This window comes from Modicisalibacter sp. MOD 31.J (assembly GCF_020147985.1).
In the GTDB taxonomy this organism is placed as follows: domain Bacteria; phylum Pseudomonadota; class Gammaproteobacteria; order Pseudomonadales; family Halomonadaceae; genus Modicisalibacter; species Modicisalibacter coralii.
The window spans coordinates 756,023-779,262 of the sequence record NZ_JAGXFF010000001.1 but is presented as its reverse complement, the minus strand read 5'-3'; the positions used below and the strand labels follow the sequence as shown (position 1 = coordinate 779,262).

Genomic DNA, 23,240 nt, shown 5'->3' with positions numbered 1-23,240 from the left:
CTCGGGGAAGAACAGCAGCGCGAACAGCACCACCAGCTGGATGGCGATGAACGGCAACAGCGAGACGAAGATGTCCTTGAGACTCACGCTCGGTGGCGCCACCCCCTTCAGGTAGAAGGCGGCCGGGCCGAACGGCGGCGACAGGAACGACACCTGCATGTTGACCGCGAACAGGATGCCGAACCAGATCGGGCTGTAGCCCAGCTGGTCGACGATCGGCACGAAGATCGGCAGCGTCAGCATCGCCACGCCGATCCAGTCGAGGAACATCCCCAGCACCAGCAGGATCGCCATCATCACCAGCAGGATGGCGATCGGCGGCACGTCGAGGCCGAGGATCAGCTGCGAGATGAAGCGGTTGCCACCCATCAGGTTGTAGACCCCGACCAGGGTCGCCGCGCCGATGCCGATCCAGATGATCATGCCGCAGGTCATCAGCGTCTGGCCGAGGCTCGCGTGCAACGTCTTGAACGAGAACTCGCCGCGCCCGATCACCGCCAGCAGCACGCCGAACACGCCCATCGCCGCGGCTTCGGTGACCGAGGCCACGCCGCCGTAGATCGAGCCCAGCACCAGGAAGGCGATCAGCCCCGGGACGACGATCGCCTTGAGCGCCTGGCCGCGGCTCGAGAAGCCCTCGTCACGGTCGGCGTCGGTCAGCGGCGGGCCGAGCTTGGGGTTCTTCAAACAGCGCACCAGCACATAGGCGATGTAGCTGCCCATCAGCAGCAGCGCCGGGGTGATCGCCGCGGTGAACAGGTCGGCGATCGACTGGCTGGCGATCAGCCCGTAGATGATCAGCACGATCGACGGCGGCATCATGGTGCCCAGCGAGCCGCCGGCGCACACCACGCCGATCGACAGGTGCTTGTCGTAGCCCAGGCGCAGCATCTGCGGCAGGGCGAGGATCCCCAGCAGCACGATCTCGCCGCCGATGATGCCCGACAGCGCGGCGAGGAAGAACGCCACCACCACGGTCTGGATCGCCACCCCGCCGGGCAGGCGCCCGGCGAACACACGCATGGCGTTGAAGAGGTCCTTGGCGATCCCCGATCGGTCGAGCAGCGAGGCCATCAGCACGAACATCGGCACCGCCACCAGCGAGTACTCGGTGACGAAGCCGTAGACCCGGGTGGTGACCAGCGGCAGGGCGTTGGGGCCGAACCAGCCGAAGGTGAAGCACAGCGCCACCAGGCCGGTGATGAAGGCCAGCGGCAGGCCGGTGACCAGCAGGGCGAAGATCGCCCCGACCATCAACAGGGTTCCGTCGGCGATACTCATTACGCGGTTCCTTCCGTGTCGGCGGCCACGGGGGCCGGCTTGCCGCGCAGCGACTGGATCAGGTGGATGAACGCCTGAATGCACATGATCATCAGCGCGACCATGATGATGCCCTTGATCAGTGCCGGGAACGGCGGGTTCCAGGCGGTCCCGGAGCGCTCCAGCGACCACTCGCCGAGCGGGTTGTGGGAGGACTCCCAGAACATGGTGTAGGCGGCGTAGCTCATCGCCAGGCAGAAGCCGAAGGTGACCAGGTCGTTGAAGCGGTCGAGCCACAGTCGCAGCCGCGGGCCGGCGCTGTCGTAGAGCACCCGCACGCGGATGTGGCGGTTGCTGGCCAGCGCCGCCGGGCCGCCCAGCGCGAAGGTCACCGCGACCAGCATCACGGTGGTCTCGTGGACCCAGGAGGTCGGCGAGTTGAAGCCGTAGCGCATGATCACCTCGAAGACGCTGATCGCCATCGAGATCGCCACCAGCCAGGCGGCGACGCGGGCGCAGGCCACCACGCCGCGGTCGAAGGTGCTGCGCACCGGGTCCTTGGCCGGCTCCGGCGCGCCGCTGGTCGCCGGGGCCAGTTCGTCGTCGCCCGGCGCGGCGGCACCCGGCGCCGCTTTTTGATCGTCGTTACGGGATTGGGAAGACATGGGATTTCCTCGGCACACGGGAAGCGATGGCGGCCGTCATGACGAGCGACGAGGCCCGCAGGCCCCGCCGTTCGTCGTGCGGTCCGCCGACCGCTCGATCAGGACTGGTCGCTGGACGTCTTCTCGGCGGACGCCGCGTCGTCGGCACCGGACTCGTCCTCTGCCTTGAGCAGGTTATGGTCCTGGAGGTAGCTCACGACGGACTTGTAGAACTCCTGGGTGACGTCGTTCTTGTCCGACCAGTCCTTCCACTCCTTCTGCGCGATGGCGCGGAACTTGGCGCGCTCTTCGTCGGACATGTTGATGATGTGGATATCGGGATCCTGGCGCGCTTCGCGAACCGCCTTGAGATCGCGGGTCTTGAGCTGACCGACCATCTGGTAGGCCATGGCGTCGACGGAGGTCGTGAGGATCGCCTTGAGATCGTCCGGCAGGCCGTCCCAGATCTCCTTGTTGAGGGACACGGCGACCATCGGCAGCGAGTGGAAGCCCGGGTAGTTCGGGTACTTGGCGAACTCGTGCAGACCCTGCGACTGGTTGGTGGCGAACACCGTGTAGTCGGCGGCGTCGATCACGCCCTTCTGCAGCGAGGTGTAGACCTCGGAGCCCGGCAGGTTGACCGGCGTGGCGCCCGCACGCTTGAAGACGTTGGAGACCATGCCTTCAGGAGTACGCAGCTTGAGCCCCTTGAGGTCATCGACGGTCTTGATCGGGCGGGTGGAGGGCAGCGACTCGAGACCGGTCGCGGCGGCACCGATCAGGTGCACGCCATAGGGCTCGGCCAGCTCGTTGTAGATCTCCTCGCCGCCGCCGTTGTTCATGTAGTCGAGGAAGTTGTAGGGGTCGCTCCAGGCGCCCACCAGGTTACCGATCATGCCGAACGCCGGGTTCTCGCCGGAGAAGTAGCTGGGGTCGGTCAGGTGGCCCTGAAGGATGCCGGCCTTGACCGCCTGCAGGGTCTGGTTGGGCGGCACCACGGCGCCCGTCGGCAGGATCTCGATATGGATCCGGCCGTCGGACATGGTCTCGACGTTCTGGGCCCACTGTTTCTTCATGTCGAACTGCGGCTCACCGGCGGTCTCGGACGTCTGGAAGGTCCAATCGTACTCGGCGGCCTGGGCGCTGAGCGCGGTGGTCGCGAGGATCGCGGCGGTCAGTACCTTGAGCGGAGTGCGTGAGATCATGACTGGGTTTCCTCTGGGTCACTTGTTGTATGCGGTTCAAGAACGGGAAGTTGGCGGGTCAGGCCGGGAAGGCCGAGATCCCGCCCGGTGCGGTCGAGGACCGCCAGTGCCGCCTGGGCGGCCTGATCGGGCTGACGCAGGCGTATCGCCTCCATGACACGGCGATGGCGCTCCATGCTGTCGTTGAGTTCGTCGGCGCTGTGATTGGAGCGCTCGACCAGCAACGCGATGGCCGGCTTGAGCACATGGCTGATCTGCGCCCAGACCAGGTTGTGCGAGGCATCGAAGACGGCCTCGTGGAACGCCACGTCATACTCGTCGTGGGTCCGCCCTTGCCAACATAGGTCGTCGTGCTCGAGGGCACGAATCATTCCTTCGTAGGCCGTCTCGATCGCCAGCAGGTCGGCGGCCGTGGCGTTCTCGGCGGCAAGCCGGGCGACGAAGGGCTCCACGGCGACGCGAAAGGCAAAGATCTCGCGCTGGATGCGCGGATTGGGCTGCGCGAAGCGCGCCATCCAGGCGCTGACCTGCGGATCGAGCAGGTGCCATTCCTGCAGCACCCGCACGCGCGTGCCCTGCCCCGAGATACGCTTGAGCAGCCCGGCGGCGACCAGGGTCTGCAGGGCACTGCGCACCGTGCTGCGGCTGACGCCGAACTGCTCGCAGAGATCCAGCTCCTTGGGCACGAAATCCCCCGGCGCGTACCGGCCGCTGAAGATGGCCTCGGCGAGGTATTCGGCGATGTCGGGACGCGGCGCGCGCCCTGTCTGGGGAGAAGCTTGGCTCATGGCAGTTCCGCGTTGCCTTGTAAGACCCGAACCGGGCTATGTCGGACATAGGATCGAGCAAGAACGGACAAAATGCCTTTAGACTTTGGTCATACACCAGGCGGGAGGGGGATAAGAGAGCGAAGAAAGAAGAGGGAAGAGAGAAGAAAGAAGGGGGAAGAAGAAAGAAAGGCGGATAGCCAGAACGGCGTCCGGGATCGGGACGGCGAGGGGAACGAAGGGAACGAAAGTATTCGCGATGAACAGGCTCCGCCGTCGGGAACGAGTTCCCTCCCACCAACATCACCGAAACCGGACCGGGGCGTGGGAGCGAACTTGTTCGCGATGAAACAGGCACCGCCGTCGGGAGCGCGTCCGACCCAGGCGCTCAGGGGGTCTCGTAGTGTACCCGCCCCACCTTGACCGAGGGCCCCACGGCCTCGCGAATTCGCGCCACCCCGGCATCGCCGAAACTCGCACTGAGTTCGATCGCCTCAACGCCCTGCTCCGCCAGCTCCCTGGCCAGGCGCGCCGCGGCGTCGATGCTGTCGACCGTCCCCAGGCTGAGCGTGTAATCCTTGCCCCCCTGGCTGGTCAGCGAGGTATTGCCCGACGAGGGCACCAGAACGAGAAAGGCCAGATGCGAGCGAGCCATTATCGAGCTTCCGTGTGTCGATTCGTATCTGCAGCGTAGCGCCTGGTGAGGCCGACGGGAAGCCGGACCACCTTTTCCTTGAGCGCCACCGGATGATCGGCGCTACTATCGCCTGCGAGATCCCGATACAAGGACGTCGCCCGATGTCGCCGAGTTACCTGCAATATCTCGTCCTGCCGCCCGTGGGCAACGTCCTGCTGATGCTGGCGGGGTTCGCGATATGGCGCAGCTCGCGTGGGCTGGGCCTGACCCTGGTGATCGGCGGCCTGGTGTCATTGCTGGTGATCTCGACGCCGCTGGTCAGCTATTGGCTGCGTCACGGCCTGGAGATCTACCCGCCGCTCACGGCAGCCGAGGCCAGACGCGGTCAGGCGATCGTGATCCTGGGCGGGGGGCGCAACTACCACTCGCCGGAATTCGGCTGGGGCGACGCGCCCTCCAATACCACCTGGCGCCGGCTAGCCTACGGGGTGTTCCTGACCCGGCAGTACGACCTGCCGATACTGCTCAGCGGCGGACGGGTCCATGACGAACCCCTGGCCGAATCGCAATTGATGGCCAGGGCGATGCGTCAGGTGTTCGATATCCGCCCCACCTGGCTCGAGACGCAGAGCCGCAACACCGCCGAGAACGCCAGTGAAACGGCCCGCGTCCTCCAGGGCACGGGTATTCAGCGCGTGCTGCTGGTCAGCCAGGCCTGGCACCTGCCGCGTGCCGTCGCCGCCTTCGAGCACGCCGGGCTGGAAGCGATCCCCGCCCCCACGGAGTTCGCCGGCAAGCCCCACCTCGGCCCGCTGGCCTTCGTGCCCCGGGCCTACTACCTGCGCCAGAGCACGCGCGCGCTGCATGAATGGTTGGGGCGGTTGGTCTACGGGTTGCGCCGGTGGCTGTAGCGCGCCGTCTCGATAGTGACCCGCCCGCCAATAATGGTTACCCTCACCCGCTGCCCGACACGGGTCTTGCCGCGCCGTGTCATCGCGAGCCTCCGGTCCAGCGCGAGGCCCCGTCGGAGCGCACTTACTCTATCAACGGATTATCGAGTCCATGAACGCGCCAGCCCCTCCCAAAAGACGGATACTCATCGTCGTCCGACGTCTCAACATGGGGGGCATCCAGAAGGCGGCGTTGAGCCTGGCGCGCGGCTTGTTGCAAGAAGGGCATGACGTTCACCTCCTGGTTCTCAAGGGACGGCCGGAACTCACGCCACCCGCCGGAACCCAGGTGCATCTCGTCGATTTCGAGCGTCAGGCAAGGCAGACCCCCACGGGGCTGGCCTATCATCTGCTGGCTCGGCTGGTGTTGAAACCCGCGTTGCCGGGCACCGGCTTCATCTGGCCGGGATGGTCGGTCAGCCGGCGCTTCAAGCGCCACGTGCAGGCTCTAGAGAGTCGCCACGGCGCCTTCGACTTGATCCTGATCCGTGGCCAGGGCGCCTTCGAGCTACTCTGGAACTACCACGACCCCCGCTGCTGGCAGGTGGTGGAGGGCCCGGTCGGCGGTCCCGGCAACCACCGGCTGGCGCGCTGGCTCTATCGCAAGCTCTACGAAAACAAGCGCGTCATCGCGGTCTCGCGAGGTATCGCCGACCTGCTGGCCAAGCGCCTGGAACGACACCATGTCAGGCCCCAGCGGGTGACGGTCATCCCCAATGCCGTCCCCCTGCAATCGCTCGCGGCCCTGAGCGAGGAAACGCCCGCCACGCCGCTGCCGACGACGCCCTACTTCGTCCACGTGGGCCGGCTCTCGTCGGTCAAGAACCAGGCCCTGCTGCTACAGGCCTTCGCCCGTGCCGACCTGCCCGTGGAGCTGGTCATCATCGGCGATGGCGACAAGCGTCAGTCGCTGGAGCAACTGGCCCGGGAGCTGGGCGTTGCCGAGCGTGTGCACTTCCTGGGCCAGCAGACGAATCCCTACCCCTGGATGGCCAACGCCCGCGCCTTCGTGTTGAGTTCCAAGGTCGAAGGCCTGGGCCTGGTGCTCATCGAATCGCTCGCCCTGGGGACCCAGTGCGTCGTGACGGACGCCCCCGGCGGTATCCGCGAGGTGCTGCCGGCGGCGCAGACACGACTCATTGCCCGGCCCAGCGTGGAATCGCTGGCCGACAAGATGCGCGAGGCCCTGGAGCACCCCGTCACGGTCGATCCCGAGTGGGCCGCACGTTTCGACGAGCGCGGCATCGCCCAAGACCTCCTGGCCCTGCTTTCCTCCTAGGCTCTATACGAAAACTGTCTGCGCTCGGCAATACGGCGTTAAAAATCGGCTCAAAATGCTCATTTACACCCCCGTAAACTCCGCTTCTTCGCCAATTTTTGCCTTGTCTTGCCTTCGCTCGCCGACTTTTCGTACAAACCCCAGTGAGCCGAGTTTTCATTGACCGCCAACCCGATGAGCGTGACCCGTGCAAACCCGCGACGACGACTACCCGCTCGACCCTGACATCAGCCTGACCACGACCCATGCCGTCGGCGGCGAATTGAGCCTGGCCGAAACGCCCCCGGACTCCCCGCGACACTGGAACTGGCTGTGGCAGATCGACTATCGCGCCCACCGCGGCCCGCGCCAGCCGCGCATCGACATCCATGCGGGGGGCCGGCACCTGGTGACGCATTATCTGGAAAACGGCGAGCAGGGGCGGCGCTGGCTCAACCTGACCGGGATCGACGTCTGGCACGGCCTGGTCGTGCATCCATTGCACTGCTCGCTCGCCAGCCAGGGCACGCTGCACGGGTTTTCCCGCGCCGAGCTCGATGACGGCCCCGTGCTGTTCGTCGCCCCGCATCCCGATGACGCCGAACTGGCGGGGTACGGGCTCTATCGCCGCAACGCCGAGCGGACCTGGATCGTCACCCTCAGCGCCGGGGAAACACTCAAGCGACTGGACAAGCAATACTGGCCCGCCCTGGACACGGCCCCGGAAGCGGCGCAACGTCGCAAGGGGTGGATTCGCGCCTGGAACAGCGCCACGACCCCGATGCTTGCCGGCATCCCGCCGGAGCGCCTGGTCATGCTGGGCTATTTCAACGACACCCTTGCCGCACTGACCGCAGACGGGACAGCCGACGCCGCGTCCCCGGAATCGTCGCTCCGCCCGAGCGACTTCCGGTGCTGGAATCGAATGGCCCTGCCGACCGACGCCGAGGCGGCCAACGACGGCGCCGGCCTGGTTGCCGACCTGGCCTTTCTCGTCGACGCCATCCGCCCCGCCACGCTGGTGGTGACTCATCCCGAAGTCGACCCGCACCGGGATCACATCGCCGCGGCTCGCGCCTGTGCGCTGGGTCTGCGGCGGGCGGGACACACGCCCCGCCGCGTCCTGCTCTACGCCAATCACCTGCGAGGCCACCGGGGATTTCCGCCCGGCCCCGCCCATGCCGGCGCCTCGATCTGGCCCGGCCATTACCCGCAGTCGGCCTTCGGCGGGTGGCGCTTTTACAGCGAGGTCATCGACGCGGAGGTCCAGCGCGAGAAAGCCGTCAGTCTGGACACCATGCACGACCTGCGCACCCGGACGAGCCCCGAGAAACGCCTCAAGCGCTTGATCGCCGAGACCATCAGGGGCACGCGGGGCAAGCGCTACGGCGATCACGACTACTTCCGCAGCCATGTCCGCTGTCAGGAACCCTTCATCGAGGTCTCGGGGGCGGCCTTCGTGAGCGCCCTGGCAAGCGGCGAGGACGCCGGGCCGGCGGACTGAGTCTTCTCGTATCAGGCCCGGCGCTCGCCGTAGCGCCACCGCCAGTAATGGGTCACCAGGCCGCCGACGACTAGATTGTGGACATAGACCCCGGTCCAGAACGAGTCGTAGGACTCGAACTGATTGACGATGATCCAATAGACGAAGAAGGTCGCGCCGAACAGCGCGACATCGTTGGGCATGGCACCGCCGCGCCAGGCCAGCCAGGTCGCCCTGCCGATCCAGACGGCCAGGGCGGCGATGGCCGCTACCCCCAGCAGGCCGTAAGCCACCCAGATTTCGATGAAGAAGTTGTGCAAGTGACCGAAATGCTGCTTGACGACATCCGGCAGCCAGGGGGTGTGCTCGATCACCAGGCTGCGCCCTCCTCCGCCCCAACCGACCAGCGGACGCTCGGCGATCCACTGAAAGGCGGCGACCCAACTATGGATCCGGATGCCGATGCTCGAATACGGCACGTCCTGGATATTGCCGGCCATGAGCTGTTCGATGACGGAAGACTCGGTGGTGATACGCTCGACCAGCACGCCGCCGAACAGCCAGCCGGCCACGAGGGCCAGAACCAGCCCCGCCACCAGCCCCGCCATCACCGGCTTGAGCAGACGACGCCCCATGCCGCGGTAGCCTGCCCACAGCAGCATGATGATACCCGCCACCGGCAAGGCGACGACCAGTGCCAGCCAGATGGCGCGCGTCTGCCCGATGGCCACGGCCGTGGTACAAATGGCGAACACCACGCTCCACACGGCGATGCGCCAGACGATCCAGCGGTCTTCCGGCGCCATGAAGCGTCGCGAGAAGATGACGGTCCCGAGTAATGCCACCCCGAACAGCATGGAACCGTGCTGGTTGTTACGAATCCCGAAACCGATACGTTGCCCCTGCAGCCCCCTCAACCACTCATCCGGTCCGGGCAGCACGAATGACGCCATCAGATACCCGATCAGCGCCAGGCCCCATAGCACTAGCGTGTTGCGGGTACTTCCGCCCAGCCACCAGGCCACGGCGATGAAGATGAAGAGTTTGGCGAGCCGATCGACCTGCGGATTGCTCTTCACCCATTGCGGATGATGAAAATAGCCGAACGTCCAGGCGATGACCTGCACGGCTATGACCGCGAGCAGCAGCCACAATGCCGCCGAATTCCGAATTCCCTTGCCATAGACGAGCACGCATACCAGCCCCAGCAGGGCCGTCAACGACTCACCGATACTCCCGACTTGCGGCCACAACACCTGAAAGGTGCCATACAGAAGCAGGACACCGACACCGGCCCACCACACCCCTCGAGGACAACGCCAGAATTGCGGTTGATGCCATAGTTGCCGTCGCCAATCGATCACGAAACGAGATCCTTCATAGTCTTCGAGCTTCCAGCGGAGTCGGAGTGTAAAGGAAACACTGCACAAATGCCTGCGCGGGTGAATCGCTGCGTTGCGCGGTGCTCGGAATCCTCACATATACCCCATATGCTGCGGTTCCTGTGCTCCGGGCGCCTTGCGCTTCGTCCCGCTCGCCTATTTGTTCAGCGCTTCCTAAACGGTCGGCTTCAAAAGGCGTTAGGCCCCTTGAAGCCCTTGATGATGGTCAGCGCGATAATGCGCAGATCCAGCCATAGCGACCAGTTATCGATATACCAGAGATCATGCTCGACCCGCCTTTCCATCTTGTCGATCGTATCCGTCACACCACGAAAACCATTGACCTGAGCCCAGCCGGTAATCCCGGGCTTCACCTTGTGCCGTTTCATGTAGGATTCGATCAACTCCTTGTAGTGGTCGTTGTGCGCAAGGGCGTGGGGCCTTGGCCCGACGATCGACATCCGGCCTTGAAGCACGTTGTAGAATTGCGGCAATTCGTCCAGTGACGTGCGACGCAGGAAGGCGCCCAGGCGGGTTACTCGCGGGTCGCCACGACATGCCTGCGTCACCCGCCCGCTCGGCTCGTCATGCACCTCCATGGAGCGGAACTTGTAGACCTTGAACCGCTTGCCGTTGACCCCGGTACGATACTGCTTGAACACGATGGGCCCGGGACACTGCCATTTGAGAACAAGGGCGATAACGGCACACACGGGCAACGACAGCAGCAGGAACAGGGTTCCCAGAACGATGTCCTCGACACGCTTGAAAAAGCGCGCCGTCTCCGTCATGGGCGTGACGCTGAGATCGATCGCGAACTGACCGGCCACTTCACTCACCCGATGATTGAGCAACTGCATGTCCTGAAAATCGGGGATGAAGCGGACTTCTGCCATCTGGTTGCGCAAGCCGTAGAGAATACCGCGCACGACGCTGCCCATCTCCAGGGGGACGCAGATCCAGACCTCTCGAGCGCCGCTGTGCACGACTCGCTGGCACAGCCGCTCGATGCGCTCCGGCGCAAGGGTACCCGCAAGGCGCTCGATTCCGGCGATGGAGTACCCCTCCGCCGGTGTCGAACGCATCCCCCGAGCGACTCGCACCAGTTGCTGACCGGGTCCGACGAGAAAGACCGAGCGCCGGGCGAGCCCCTGTCGTCGCGCATGGCGCAGCAACAACTGGGCGACCAAGCGCAGACCGCCCGCCATGACGAATGATATGACCAGCGTATAGCTGACCCATAAGCGTGAGTAGCGATCCGCGGCATGCGCGAAAAAGATGAGCGACGTCGCCAGGATCGCCACGGTGGCCCAGACAACGCACAGCCGCCCCAGTAGCGTCGAAACGCGGGTGATGCGCCAGCGCGTGTAGGCGCCCTGCATGATGTTCAACAGGATGACCAGCAACGCCATGACGATGATGGCCAGCACATAGCGGTCGTGAATATCGAAGAACCCGAAGCGCAACCGGAAGGCCAGCAGTCCGGCGACGGCCAGGGCCAGGACATCCACCACGGGTACGATCAGCTTGGCGGGGTAACGCTCGGAAAACGCGATGGAACTGTGGTTCATAGACAACCGGACATCAGGAAATACGGCAAGTTGCAGCGACGCCACGGTCTCCTCGTTCCTGACGTTCAGCGCGCTCACGGTATCGTCAGCCATGGCCGACATGATCTTATCGCGCCTGAAGCGATTCACAAACTCGTTGCTGGAGCGGGGCGACCACCGGGAGAACGGGGCGGACGATCAGGGAAAGCACGAAGGCAACGGCCGCCGACGCCCGGATCACAGGTCACGGCACGTCATGGCGATGACGAATGGGAGGCTCGGACAACAGGGACTGCATGGATCGCCCGGCCTGTGCGGGCAATGCAGGGTGGCGCCTCTGACTCTGGTGCACCGTGCAGCCTTCGAGCGGGCAGGCACAGCATGACGTATACGGGGCAGAAGGCACGAGCGAGAGCCCGTGCCGGGAAAACCGCCGCTTCAAATGGCGTTCAGCAGTTGGTCGATGATGTCCTGCGGCGAGTAAACGGTGGTATCGATCACCAGTTCAGCCGCCTCGGGCGGCTCATAGGGGCTGTTGATGCCGGTGAAATCCTTGATCCGGCCCTGGCGTGCCTTTGCGTAGAGCCCCTTGGGGTCACGCTTTTCGCAGACGTCCAGCGGCGTACTGACGTGGACCTCGACGAAATCCCCCGCCGGGAACCGTTGGCGTGCCGCGTCGCGGTCCGATCGAAACGGCGAGATGAAGGCGGTGATGACGACAATGCCGGCATCCGCGAACAGCTTGGCGATCTCCCCCAGCCGGCGGATGTTCTCGGTGCGGTCCGCCTCGCCCATGCCCAGATCCTTGCACAGACCGTGGCGGATATTGTCGCCGTCCAGCAGCATGGTGTGATAACCGCGACGGTTGAGTTCGACTTCCAGCGCATTGGCCAGCGTTGACTTGCCGGAGCCGGACAACCCGGTGAACCAGATGCACTTGCCGGCGTGGCCCTTGAGCTGCGCACGCATCGCCGGTGTCACGCTGGTGACATTCCAGGTCACATCCGCGTTGCTGCCGTGATCTCGAACCTCACGAGGCGTTTCATACGTGGCAGACGCCGCGTCTTCGCCGACGCCGATGGCCAGACACTCGCGTAGCGCCACTTCCCACCGCACATCGCGCTGGCCGCAGACGATGAAGAAGGGATTCAGCAGGCTCTCCTGCTGGTTACAGCGCAACGGCTCGAGCGTATCGACATCGAGCACCAGGCCACCGGCCGCGGTCACCACGGCCTGAGCGGCGGCAGTGTCCCATTCGCAGGTGGGGGCGAGGCGCGGGTAGAGATCGGCCTCGCCTTCCGCCACCCGGCACAGCTTGATCGAGCTGCCCATCGAGACCCGTTCGTGGGCCGGCAACCGCGTGCAGAAGGCCTCGAACGCCGCGCTACCGTGAGAGCGACTGCCCACGATCTGCCAGGCTTCCCGCGCCGGGTCCGGTAGCGGGCGCACACGAATCGACTCAGGGTCGGAAGCGCCGACCTGCTTCCAGGCGCCGGCGCCCTGCTGCCCCCACCAGGTGGTCTCGAGGACCGGCGCATGAACGATACCGAACACCGGCACGCCCTTCTCGACGAGCGCAACGTTGAGGGTGAACTCGCCGTTGCGCTTGATGAACTCCTTGGTGCCGTCCAGCGGATCGACCAACCAGTAACGCGTCCACTGGCGGCGCTCGGCATAGGGGATCTTGCCGGACTCCTCGGAGAGTACCGGCCAATCGGGCGTGAGCCGCGAGAGGCAGTCGGTCAGCGCATGATGCGCGGTCATGTCGGCCTCGGTCAGCGGGCTGTCATCGGCCTTGGTGTCGACGTCGAAGTCGCGCTCGTAGATGGCCAGCACGCGCTGCCCCGCCTCACGAACGGCCTCGAGCAAATGATCACACATCTCTGGGGGAACGAAATCGGTCAAGGAGGCCCCTTACATGCCATCAGCGTCAAATCACTCACCTTTCCCATCGGCGGCTCTGCCCATAGCTTGAGGTCTGAAATGGCGATGACCAGCAGATCCATAGGGAAACGCTGAATAAATCGCCGAACGAGATGAAGGACAAGGCGCCCGGAACGCAGAAAGCGAGACATAACATGAGGTTAGGCGAGCTTTCGAGTACCGCGTAACGCAGTCATTCGCTCGTGCAGGCATTTATGCAGTGATTCCATAGAGACCTCTTGAAAGCACGCTACCGCCCGGGGATTGTTCCGGGTGAATTCCCAAGACCCGACTGACACCCTGCCGCCACTTCCGTTAACGACATGTCTCGGCAGGAAACAACGAGTAACCTGCCGAGAGGTTCGAGTCAGTCTATTACCGAGTCCTGAAAGGCTCTAGCACAACGCCGTTGAAATTTGTGACCATGGACAAAAATCCGTCTTGTATCTGCGACAATTCAGTCGTCACGGTTTGAAGGTATGGCTCCCCTAATCATTTCCCCACCCAAGCGACATACTTTTGAACATATCGGCTCATCCTGCAAAGGACATCGAAACGGGGTTTGAGACCAAGCCGGGCAGCGTCACAGTTGCCGATACGGCCGCCCAGCATCGAGGCCTCGTCCTTGCAGTCGCGAGAGCCGCGGCAAGAGCCTTTTCCACCGCTGGTGTCGCGCTTGCCTGGTCATGGGCCGTCTCTGAGTGACGTCTCGACGAAGTGGCCATATCGGCTGGCCAGGAGAAATCGGCCATTACCCTACCAATCATTAGTCGACAAATGTTAACCTGTCAGTGGACCACATGCGCACACCGAGAACGATAGGTTCTCGATGGCTGACCGAGGATGCTTAGTGCGGCCTGGCAATGCTCAATGCTAGGTGTTTGGTCCCGAGAAGTAGTGGTTCGGGTTGTCATGGAACCGTTCGGGCTCTTTCTGCCATTGCTCCAGAATAAATGCAATCGGTGTCTTGCCCCTCAGCGCCCTGAGTGGCCGAGCACTGTTATAGGCCCATAGGTAATCAGTCAGGTGGGATTGTAGCTGATCCAGCGAGGTGTAATGGAAAGCTCGGGTCGTTGCCTCCTTGATGGTGCGGTTCATGCGTTCCACCTGCCCGTTGGTCCAGGGGTGGAAGGGTTTCGTCAGCCGGTGCTCGATGCCGTGGCGATAACAAACGGCGTCGAAGACATGGGGTTTGTAGGCTTCTGTCCCGGCTTTCTTCGCGAACTGTACCCCGTTATCCGTCAGCACGGTGTGGGCGCGGTAAGGCAGCGCTCTCAGCGTATCTTCGAGGAAGTCAGCGGCGATCTGTCTCGTCATCTTCCGGTATAGCTGGGCATGGACGAACTTGGAGGTCCGGTCCACAGCGACGAACAGATAGGCCTTGCCCTCGCCGGTGCGTATTTCACTGATGTCGATGTGCAGGTAGCCAATCGGGTAACGCTTGAATGTCTTTCTCTCGCGCTTTGGGCCGCCAGCTCTGGGTAATTGACTGATGCCGTGGCGCTGGTAAAGGCGGTGCAGGCTCGATCGGGTCAGCGAAGGGATCTCTCGTTGCAGGGCATGCAGACAGTCATCGAGGGGCAGCAAGGTCTTCTGCCGGAAGGTGACGGCTGCCGCTTCTTCCAGCGGCGTCAGTGAGGTGGAACGGACCGCCTTGGGGCCCATCCGGGTGTCTTCGACGGTATCCCGGTTGCGCCACTTGCGAACCGTCTTGGGGTTGATGCCGTAGCGACGGCTCAACACCGCGACCGAATCCGTCGATCGCTGTATCTCTGCTCGGATGGCGTGCGTGGTCGTGGCGCGTTGATGAAGAATCTGAGCCATGGGTCCTCCTCCGATAGTGGCTCGTAAGATAGACCATTACTCCGCGGGACCGCACAGCTAGGCTCTGTACGAAAACTGTCTGCGCTCGGCAATACGGCGTTAAAAATTGGCTCAAAATGCTCATTTACACCCCGTAAACTCCGCTTTTTTCGCCAATTTTTGCCTTGTCTTGCCTTCGCTCGCCGACTTTTCTTACAAACCCTAGGACTCCTGGTCTGGCACGGGTTTCTGTCTCGCTAACGCGGTTTAGGTTTGTACGGAAACGGCCTGCACTCGCCAACTTTCCGTACCAATCCCGAGACTGAACAATGAAGGGCCTGATGGAAACATCGGTGCGCGGTCGTTTGTGTATCTTTCACTCACCGCGAGGATTACATCATGCCCATTCACCATGTCGACGCCGATGATCAGTCCAGCATCCGTGATATCTACACGACCGATGCCTCGGAAGCCAGCCTGCCCAAGCTTCGTCTACCGCAGGGCCGAACAGAGCCTCACGCGGCCTACTCTCTCGTTCGTGACGAACTTTTGCTTGACGGTAATGCACGCCAGAACCTTGCGACTTTCTGTACCACCTGGGTGGAGGACGAGGTCAAGCAGTTGATGGCGGATGCCGTCGATAAAAACATGATCGACAAGGACGAGTATCCCCAGACGGCCGAGATCGAGAATCGCTGTGTGCATATTCTTGCCGATTTGTGGCATGCACAGAAGTCCTGGGAAACGATCGGCTGCTCGACGACAGGATCCAGCGAAGCGGCCATGCTCGGCGGGCTTGCCTTGAAATGGAAATGGCGCCAACGCCGTGAAGCCGAGGGGAAAGACACCAGCAAGCCCAATATCGTGACTGGCCCCGTGCAGATTTGCTGGAAAAAATTTGCGCGATACTTCGATGTCGAAATCAGAGAAGTCCCTCTGGAAGGGGATGCCCTGGGATTACAGCCTTCGGATCTTCGCAAGTACTGCGATGAGAACACGATAGGGGTCGTTGCAACGCTGGGGGTAACGTTTACGGGTATCTATGAACCCGTGGAGGCCCTGGCCAGAGAGCTCGATTCTATCGAGCGCGACCTGGGGTTGGACATTCCGATCCACGTCGATGCCGCCTCCGGCGGTTTCATCGCCCCGTTCATCCAGCGCGACCTGGTGTGGGATTTTCAGATTCAACGAGTGCGTTCCATCAATGCCTCGGGCCACAAGTACGGACTAGCGCCGCTGGGGGTGGGCTGGATCGTCTGGGCGTCAAAAGAAGACCTCCCCGACGACTTGATCTTCTATGTCGACTATCTCGGCGGCAACATGCCGACCTTTGCACTCAACTTCTCCCGCCCGGGAGGCGAGATCATCGCCCAGTACTACAACTTCCTGCGCCTGGGTCGTGATGGTTACACGGATATCCAGCAGGCCTGTGCCGATACGGCTCAGTGGCTCGGCAAGGCGTTGCCGAAGATTGGGCCGTTCGACATGGTTTACGACGGTCATGGCGGGCTGCCAGCGGTGGCCTACAAGTTGACCGACGCTGATCATGGATTCAACCTCTATGACCTTTCCGAGCGGCTTCGGATGCGGGGATGGCAAATCGCCTCTTATCCGTTGCCTTCCAACCGTGAGAAAACCGTCGTACAGCGTATCCTGGTTCGGCATGGCGTGAGTCGCGACCTGGTACTGTTACTGATCGAAGACATCAAGCGTGCCATCAAGCATCTATCGGAGAACCCCGTACCGCATTCGACGGCCAAACCGGGGTTCCATCATGGCTGAGACACGTCGCGGTTTTCAGTCGATGTCAGCTGGCGGGCTGCATTACTCGGGCTTGCTGGCCCTATTGTTTGCCGGCCCCGCCATCGCTCAGGATGGCGCGACCCATGGCGGTGAGCGCGTCATTGGCCAAATCTTCGACCGCATAGAACCCGTTACAGAAACCGGGCTGCATGGCTTCTTCGAGCTACTCGGAAACCAGCCAATTGCGTTCATCCTGCTCGCATTGGCGCTGGGCAACTTGATCGGAAAGGTCAACATCAAGGGCGTTTCGCTTGGCTCGACAGCCGGCTCACTGCTGGTTGGCGTCATCATCTCGATGATGGCGCAAGCCTTCTTCGGGATCACCTACGCCATTCCTGGCGTATTGTCCTCCTTCATGCTCTTGTTATTCATGTATGCCCTGGGCTTGAAAGTGGGACCTCAGTTCTTTTCTGGACTGCGCAAGGGGGGCATCGCCTTTATTGGTATCGGCGTCATTGTTTGGGCGCTGAATTGGGTCATCTGCTATTTCGGCGCCGACTGGGCGGGATTGGCACCTGGCTATGCGACCGGCCTGATCTCGGGAAGCTATACCATCACGGCGATTCTCGGCGTCGGTCAGAGCGCCTTGTCGAGCGGCGCTTATACGCCCCCTTCAGGAATGACGGTGGAAGAGGTCGGCGCCAACATGGCCGCCGCCTATGCCATTAGCTATGTACTATCGAGTGTCGGAATCATTCTGCTAATCCGATATCTGCCACGGATTTTCGGTCGCGATGCCAAGGCGGACGCGAAACTGGCCGAAGCCGACTACAGTGGCGGGGCGACACACCCCGTCCCCGGGGCACCTGGCGCACTAGTCATGGGATTTTCGCCCTATGACCTGCGCGCCTTTCGCGTGACCCACGAAAAGCTCATCGACCGTAGTCTTGCCCAGTTGGCCAACGACTACCCGCAAGTGCCGATATTGCGGGTCGTGAGAAACCATGAGGTTCTCGAGTTGTCCGGTGATCTCGTGCTTGCCATGAATGACATTGTCACGGTTCGCGAGAATGTACACGACCTCATCTTCGAGGACGGCGAGTTGATAGGGCCCGAGTCCGATGAAGCGCTTGCCCGGAACCTCCCTCTAGAAGTGGCTGATGTGCATGTCGGTTCTCACGCCGTCTCCGGGAAGACCCTTCAGGAGCTGGAAAGCCATGGACTGCGAGGCGTTGTCGTACAGGCGCTTTTCCGGGCCGGCAACGAATTGCCGCTCGGGCCTGATAGTGCCGTTTCCTTTGGCGACGTATTGCGTTTGACCGGGCCCGATGCAGCCATCAAGGCCGCGGCGGGGAAGCTGGGGGGACGCGCGATCCTGCCGACCATGAAATCCGAGGTGCTTTATCTGGCGCTGGCCATGTTGGCAGGCTATCTGGTTGGCATTGCCAGCGTCACGATCTCGGGGATCCCCTTTTCCCTGGGCACGTCAGCAGGCTGCATTCTCGCCGGGGTCGGCGTGAGTTATTTCCGAAGCCGCAACCCCGAGTTCGGTGGTCCGGTTCATGAAGGGGCGCGAAGCTTTCTTCAGGACTTTGGCTTGAATGCGTTCGTCGTGGTGCTGTCTGCGAATGTGGGTCCCAAGGTCATTTCCGCGCTGGGCGGCGATACCCTGGTGTGGTTGGCATTGATCGGTACGCTGGGCGCGCTCGTCCCCCCTCTCATCGCCTTCTGGATAGGCTTCAAGTTCTTTGGTCTCAACTCGATCATTGCCGATGGTGCCGCCACGGGGGCTCGAAACAGTACGCCGGGCTTGAATGCGATCATCGAAGAGTCGGGGAGTTCGGTGGCTGCCGTGCCTTATCCGGTCAGTTATGCGTTGACGACGGTACTGGCATTGATCGGAGGCTACTTTTCGATGCTGTTCTCATAGCCTGTCGACAAGGGCCCGAATGATGAAGCGAAACCCGGGTCAGCACCTGTCCCGCTGTTCATTCGGGCCCGCCGGGAGTGTGGTCCCGTGAAGAAGCGGACTCGCCCCGGATTCACCACACTGGCGGAAGTGACCGCCATTCGACGCTGACTGTCGCGTACGTGGCGGGCCTCACCTTCCCGATTTTTGCAAGAACCCGCTCATTGCATGGAACGCAAGCAGCTTCTCAAGGCGTCTCTCCAGTCCGGCAGACGGACAGCAAAGGCGTCCTGCAGCGTCGAGGTATCCAGCCGGGAGTTCCTGGGGCGTGGCGCCGGCTGGGGGTAGTCACTGGAAGGTATCGGTTCGACGGTCGGGATACGCGCCGCATCCAGCAATCCCAGACCGACCGCCTCCTCGAAGACGGCCGTTGCAAAGCCATGCCAGCTGGTCGCGCCGGCGGCCGTCAGGTGATGGACCCCCGCCTTCTCCGAAGACCAGCCCTCACGCCGCCAGTCATGCAACGCCAGGGCCGTCACGTCAGCGATGGTGGCCGCCCAGGTCGGCGCGCCAATCTGATCGTCGATGACCGTCAATCGCTCGTGCGTGGTCGCCAGGCGCAGCATGGTCTTGACGAAATTGTGGCCGTGCGCGGCATAGACCCAGCTCGTGCGCAGCACCAGCGCCTTGGCCCCCGACGCCAGGATGGCCCGTTCCCCCTCGCGCTTGGTCTGCCCGTAGACGGACGCCGGCGCCGTCGAAGCGTCCGGCCGGTACGCCGATTCGCCCTCGCCGGCGAAGACGTAGTCGGTGGAGTAATGCACCAACGGGATATCGCGCTCTGCGCAGGCCGCCGCCAGCTCCGCCACGGCTTCGGCATTGATGCGCCGGGCCAGCTCGGGCTCGCTCTCGGCACGGTCGACGGCCGTGTAGGCGGCGGCGTTGATCACCACGCCCGGCGCGTGTCGCGCCAGCGTGGCGGCCACCGCACCCGGCTCGGCCAGATCGCAATCGCCACGCCCCAGGGTCAGGCCGCGTCCGAACGGCTGCATGGCGCGTTCCAGCTCACGCCCCACCTGACCGTTGGCGCCCAGGATCAGATAATCCAGCCGCGTGTCGCTCATTCGAAGACCTCCGCCTCGCGCAGCGTCGCGCCGGCCAGGTCCTTGTCGGACAGGGTCAGGTTGGGCACGTCCGGCCACTCGATGCCCAGTTCGGGATCGTCGTAACGGATGCTGCGCTCCGAGGCCGGATGATAATAATCGGTGGTCTTGTAGAGGAAATCGGCACTCTCGGACAACACCACGAAGCCATGTCCGAAGCCTTCCGGCACCCACAGCTGGCGATGGTTGTCGGCCGAGAGTTCCACTCCCACCCACTGGCCGAAGTGGGGCGAGGAGCGACGCAGGTCGACGGCGACATCGTAGACACGGCCATGCGTCACGCGTACCAGTTTGCCCTGGGTATGCTCGAGCTGGTAGTGCAGCCCACGCAGCACGCCCTGACGTGAGCGGGAGTGATTGTCCTGCACGAAGTCACGCCGGCAGCCGGTGGCCTCCTCGAAGGCGCGCTGATTGAAGCTCTCCATGAAGAAGCCTCGCGCGTCGCCGAACACCTTGGGTTCGAGGATCACCACCTCGGGCAGGTCGGTCGCTACCGCCTTCATCGATACACTCCCTTTTCCTTGATCACACGGCGCAGATACTGCCCATAGCCGCTCTTCGCCAGCGGCTCGGCCAGCTTCAGGAGCTGGTCGTCGTCGATCCAGCCGTGCCGCCAGGCGATTTCCTCGGGACAGCACAGTTTCAGCCCCTGGCGATGCTCGATGGTGGCCACGAAATGCGAGGCTTCCATCAACGACTCATGGGTGCCGGTATCCAGCCAGGCGAAGCCGCGGCCCATGATCTCGACGTTGAGATCGCCACGCTCGAGATACAGACGGTTGATGTCGGTGATCTCCAGCTCGCCACGTTCCGACGGCGTCAGAGACTTGGCCATCTCGACCACATCGCCGTCATAGAAATAGAGCCCGGTCACGGCGAACGGCGATTTCGGCTCGGCGGGTTTCTCCTCGAGAGAGGTCGCCCGGCCCTCGGCATCGAAGTCGACCACGCCGTAGCGTTCCGGATCATGCACGTGATAGGCGAACACGCTGGCCCCCTGCTCCCGCCCCATGGCGTTGTCGAGCAGCGGTTTCAGGTCATGACCATGGAAGATGTTGTCGCCCAGTACCAGGCAGCTCGGCGCACCGTCGAGAAATTCCTCGGCAATGATGAAGGCCTGAGCCAGCCCGTCCGGGGAGGGCTGTACCGCATAATCGAGGGCGATGCCCCACTGACTGCCATCACCCAGCAACTGCTTGAAACGTGGCGTGTCCTGAGGCGTGGAGATGACCAGAATCTCGTCGATACCCGCGAGCATCAGCGTCGCCAGCGGGTAGTAGATCATCGGCTTGTCGTAGACCGGCAGCAATTGCTTGGAAACCGATATCGTCACCGGATGCAGGCGAGTGCCGGACCCACCGGCGAGAATGATACCCTTGCGCTTCATGGCGTCTCTTCCTGACTCGTTTCAATCCATTCCGTAGTGATGCGAGGTCCACTCACGATAGGCACCGCTGGTGACACCCTCCACCCAGTCGTCGTTCTCCAGATACCACTGCACCGTCTTGCGCAACCCGGACTCGAACGTCTCGAGGGGCCGCCAGCCGAGGTCGCGTTCGATCTTGCCGGCATCGATGGCATAGCGCAGATCGTGACCGGGCCGGTCCTTGACGTAGGTAATCAGCTCCGCGTAACGCGACACCCCGGCCGGATGCTCGGGAGCCAGCTCATCGAGCAGCGTGCAGATACGCTCGACCACCTCGAGGTTGCGATGTTCGTTGTGCCCACCGATGTTGTAGGTTTCCCCGATCGCCCCGGAGGTCAGCACCGTGACCAGTGCCCGGGCATGATCCTCCACGTAGAGCCAGTCACGCACCTGACTCCCATCACCATACACGGGTAACGGCTTGCCCGCCCGGGCATTGAGGATCATCAGGGGGATGAGTTTTTCGGGAAAATGGTAGGGGCCATAGTTGTTCGAGCAGTTGGTCACCACGACGGGCAGCCCGAACGTCCGGTGCCAGGCGCGCACCAGATGGTCCGAACCCGCCTTGCTGGCCGAATAGGGCGAGCTGGGGGCATAGGCCGTGTCTTCGGTGAACAGCCCGTGCGGGCCGTCGAGATCGCCGTATACCTCGTCGGTGGAGACATGATGAAAGCGGAACACCGCGCGCCGCTCTTCCGGCAGGGCCTCGTAGTAGTTGCGTGCCGCTTCCAGCAGGACTCCCGTGCCGACCAGGTTGGTCTGGATGAAATCCGCCGGCCCGTGAATCGAGCGATCCACATGGGACTCCGCCGCCAGGTGCATCACCGCGTCGGGCTGGTGCCGCTCGAACACCCCACGCAGGGCATCGGCATCGCAGATGTCGACCTGCTCGAAGGCATAGCGATCACTGCGCGCCGCCTCCCCCAGGGAGGCCAGGTTGCCCGCGTAGGTCAGCTTGTCGACGTTGACGACACGGTGCTGCGTGTCGCCAATGACATGGCGCACCACCGCCGAACCGATGAAACCGGCGCCACCCGTGACCAGTATTTTCATTGCCTCATCCATTGTAAAAAATCGGCCACAGTCTACGGCCTATCCTAAAATGGGAAAAGGCACACTCCACTCCTGTCGATGATACAACCTTATGCGCCGGGCAGCAGCGTTGTCAGTGACGCAGCACCACCCGGTGCCTCGCCAATTGTCGATTGACCGCCAGAACCGCCCTGACCGCCGCGTCGCGGCCCATGGCGGCGCTGCCTTCACGGGCCCGCCGGCAATGCAACAAGGCCGCCTGGCGTCCCGCCTCGGCATCCGCCGGCCACGCCAGCGCCAGCGCCAGCGCCAGCGCCAGCGGCTCCAGTATCCGGCGCAGTGTCGAGAACAGCGACGCGTTCATCGGCGCATCCCGCAGCACCGCCTCGGCAGGCCGAAAACCAGCGCGTGCGTTGAGAGCCAGCATGTAGTCGCAGGCCGACTGACACTGCAGGAAGCCATCCTCGGTGACGATCAGCAGCGGGAAGTAGGCGGCCAGCGCCGGCAACGCATGGTTGGCAAAGGTCCGGCCACGCCAGTAACCCGCCGCCACCCGGGCGAAATGACGATAGTCGGCAATGGCCTGCAGGCCGGATTCGGCGAAGGGAAGGATCTCCACCGACGGCTTGGCACGATCGACGGTATCGTTGGCGACATCGACATACAGCGTGCCGGCCAGGAGGGCATTCTGGAAATAGTCACCGCGCAGGTCGCCCCACACCTGACGCAGGACACCCCCTGCCTGGTGAAAGGCCTGGAGTCGCCGCAGCCCGTGCCGGGCCTCCAGCGCCAGTCCGGCCGGTTCCAGCCCCGCCAGATGCTGGATCACCGCCTGCGAGATTTCCAGGCACTGACCCAGGGGGTAGGCTTTTCCCCGCTTGACCGGGCAGGCCTGGCGCAACGGTTCATCGACCCTGCGACGCAGGGTGAGGAACAACGCCTCGAGATCGCCGGAAAACGCCAGCAGGTGCTGCTCGGTCAGGGCCTGCTGACGCACCGCATCAAGGACACGAGGCTCGTTGGGCAGCAGAGCCGGTTCGGCAGCACCGCTCACGGGATGCCGCTGGGCTACCTTCACGGCCACAGCGGCACTATCTCCATGATC

The 23,240-nt window shown here is 63.2% G+C and carries 19 protein-coding genes; 5 read left to right on the top strand and 14 right to left on the bottom strand.

Features of this window, described 5'->3' with window-relative positions; genetic code table 11:
* The 5 genes from KGR00_RS03440 to KGR00_RS03420 all read right to left on the bottom strand — a co-directional run.
* The coding region (locus KGR00_RS03440; protein ID WP_224424152.1) for a TRAP transporter large permease subunit at positions 1-1,281 on the bottom strand (1,281 nt) is incomplete at its 3' end.
* Positions 1,281-1,925: a TRAP transporter small permease subunit gene (locus tag KGR00_RS03435; RefSeq protein ID WP_224424151.1), complete on the bottom strand. Its 645-nt coding sequence runs from the start codon at positions 1,923-1,925 to the stop codon at positions 1,281-1,283. The genes KGR00_RS03435 and KGR00_RS03440, both read right to left, overlap by 1 nt.
* 98 nt (positions 1,926-2,023) lie before the next feature.
* Entirely contained in the window at positions 2,024-3,109 is a 1,086-nt protein-coding gene (locus KGR00_RS03430; protein WP_224424150.1) for a TRAP transporter substrate-binding protein, read from the bottom strand.
* Positions 3,106-3,897 carry a FadR/GntR family transcriptional regulator gene (locus KGR00_RS03425; RefSeq protein WP_129139182.1) on the bottom strand — a complete coding sequence of 264 codons (792 nt, stop codon included), beginning with the start codon at positions 3,895-3,897 and terminating at the stop codon, positions 3,106-3,108. Before KGR00_RS03425 ends, KGR00_RS03430 begins: the two co-directional genes overlap by 4 nt.
* Before the next feature lie 367 nt (positions 3,898-4,264).
* Complete coding sequence (locus KGR00_RS03420) at positions 4,265-4,531, bottom strand: DUF6506 family protein (RefSeq protein ID WP_224424149.1); 267 nt, start codon at positions 4,529-4,531, stop codon at positions 4,265-4,267.
* Between the two features lie 143 nt (positions 4,532-4,674).
* Between KGR00_RS03420 and KGR00_RS03415 the strand changes: the two genes are divergently transcribed.
* From KGR00_RS03415 to KGR00_RS03405, 3 genes are all read left to right on the top strand, one after another.
* Positions 4,675-5,424 (top strand): YdcF family protein, encoded by a 750-nt coding sequence (locus KGR00_RS03415; protein ID WP_224424148.1) that lies wholly within the window; start codon positions 4,675-4,677, stop codon positions 5,422-5,424.
* Positions 5,425-5,632: 208 nt separating this feature from the next.
* Positions 5,633-6,742, top strand: coding sequence for a glycosyltransferase (locus KGR00_RS03410; protein ID WP_224424147.1), 1,110 nt, complete (start codon positions 5,633-5,635; stop codon positions 6,740-6,742).
* A gap of 187 nt (positions 6,743-6,929) precedes the next feature.
* The gene (locus tag KGR00_RS03405) at positions 6,930-8,225 is read left to right on the top strand and encodes a PIG-L family deacetylase (protein WP_224424146.1); all 1,296 of its coding nucleotides are present in this window, start codon (positions 6,930-6,932) and stop codon (positions 8,223-8,225) included.
* Between the two features lie 11 nt (positions 8,226-8,236).
* Here KGR00_RS03405 and KGR00_RS03400 read toward each other — a convergent pair whose 3' ends face one another.
* The 4 genes from KGR00_RS03400 to KGR00_RS03380 form a co-directional block, all read right to left on the bottom strand.
* Positions 8,237-9,424 (bottom strand): O-antigen ligase family protein, encoded by a 1,188-nt coding sequence (locus KGR00_RS03400; protein WP_224424145.1) that lies wholly within the window; start codon positions 9,422-9,424, stop codon positions 8,237-8,239.
* A gap of 350 nt (positions 9,425-9,774) precedes the next feature.
* Positions 9,775-11,250, bottom strand: a complete 1,476-nt coding sequence (locus KGR00_RS03395) for an undecaprenyl-phosphate glucose phosphotransferase (RefSeq protein WP_343232824.1) — start codon at positions 11,248-11,250, stop codon at positions 9,775-9,777.
* 324 nt (positions 11,251-11,574) lie between these two features.
* Positions 11,575-13,017 carry a 3'(2'),5'-bisphosphate nucleotidase CysQ gene (gene cysQ, locus KGR00_RS22480; protein WP_343232823.1) on the bottom strand — a complete coding sequence of 481 codons (1,443 nt, stop codon included), beginning with the start codon at positions 13,015-13,017 and terminating at the stop codon, positions 11,575-11,577.
* A gap of 915 nt (positions 13,018-13,932) precedes the next feature.
* Positions 13,933-14,883: an IS481 family transposase gene (locus KGR00_RS03380; RefSeq protein ID WP_224424144.1), complete on the bottom strand. Its 951-nt coding sequence runs from the start codon at positions 14,881-14,883 to the stop codon at positions 13,933-13,935.
* A gap of 378 nt (positions 14,884-15,261) precedes the next feature.
* On the opposite strand from KGR00_RS03380, the gene KGR00_RS03375 reads away from it, so the two are divergent.
* Both KGR00_RS03375 and KGR00_RS03370 read left to right on the top strand, forming a co-directional pair.
* Entirely contained in the window at positions 15,262-16,644 is a 1,383-nt protein-coding gene (locus KGR00_RS03375; RefSeq protein ID WP_224424143.1) for a glutamate decarboxylase, read from the top strand.
* Positions 16,637-18,535 carry a transporter gene (locus KGR00_RS03370; protein ID WP_224424142.1) on the top strand — a complete coding sequence of 633 codons (1,899 nt, stop codon included), beginning with the start codon at positions 16,637-16,639 and terminating at the stop codon, positions 18,533-18,535. The genes KGR00_RS03375 and KGR00_RS03370 overlap by 8 nt, the downstream gene beginning before the upstream one ends.
* A 200-nt stretch (positions 18,536-18,735) precedes the next feature.
* Here KGR00_RS03370 and rfbD read toward each other — a convergent pair whose 3' ends face one another.
* The 5 genes from rfbD to KGR00_RS03345 form a co-directional block, all read right to left on the bottom strand.
* Complete coding sequence (gene rfbD / locus KGR00_RS03365) at positions 18,736-19,638, bottom strand: dTDP-4-dehydrorhamnose reductase (RefSeq protein WP_224424141.1); 903 nt, start codon at positions 19,636-19,638, stop codon at positions 18,736-18,738.
* On the bottom strand, positions 19,635-20,180 hold the full coding sequence (gene rfbC, locus KGR00_RS03360; RefSeq protein WP_129139173.1) for a dTDP-4-dehydrorhamnose 3,5-epimerase: 546 nt from the start codon (positions 20,178-20,180) through the stop codon (positions 19,635-19,637). Before rfbC ends, rfbD begins: the two co-directional genes overlap by 4 nt.
* On the bottom strand, positions 20,177-21,064 hold the full coding sequence (gene rfbA, locus KGR00_RS03355) for a glucose-1-phosphate thymidylyltransferase RfbA (RefSeq protein ID WP_129139172.1): 888 nt from the start codon (positions 21,062-21,064) through the stop codon (positions 20,177-20,179). The genes rfbC and rfbA overlap by 4 nt, the downstream gene beginning before the upstream one ends.
* Positions 21,065-21,085: 21 nt before the next feature.
* A complete protein-coding gene (rfbB, locus tag KGR00_RS03350) occupies positions 21,086-22,156 on the bottom strand; it encodes a dTDP-glucose 4,6-dehydratase (protein ID WP_224424140.1) in 1,071 nt (356 codons plus the stop codon).
* Positions 22,157-22,268: 112 nt separating this feature from the next.
* Positions 22,269-23,219: a hypothetical protein gene (locus KGR00_RS03345; RefSeq protein WP_224424139.1), complete on the bottom strand. Its 951-nt coding sequence runs from the start codon at positions 23,217-23,219 to the stop codon at positions 22,269-22,271.
* Between the last annotated feature and the right edge of the window lie 21 nt (positions 23,220-23,240).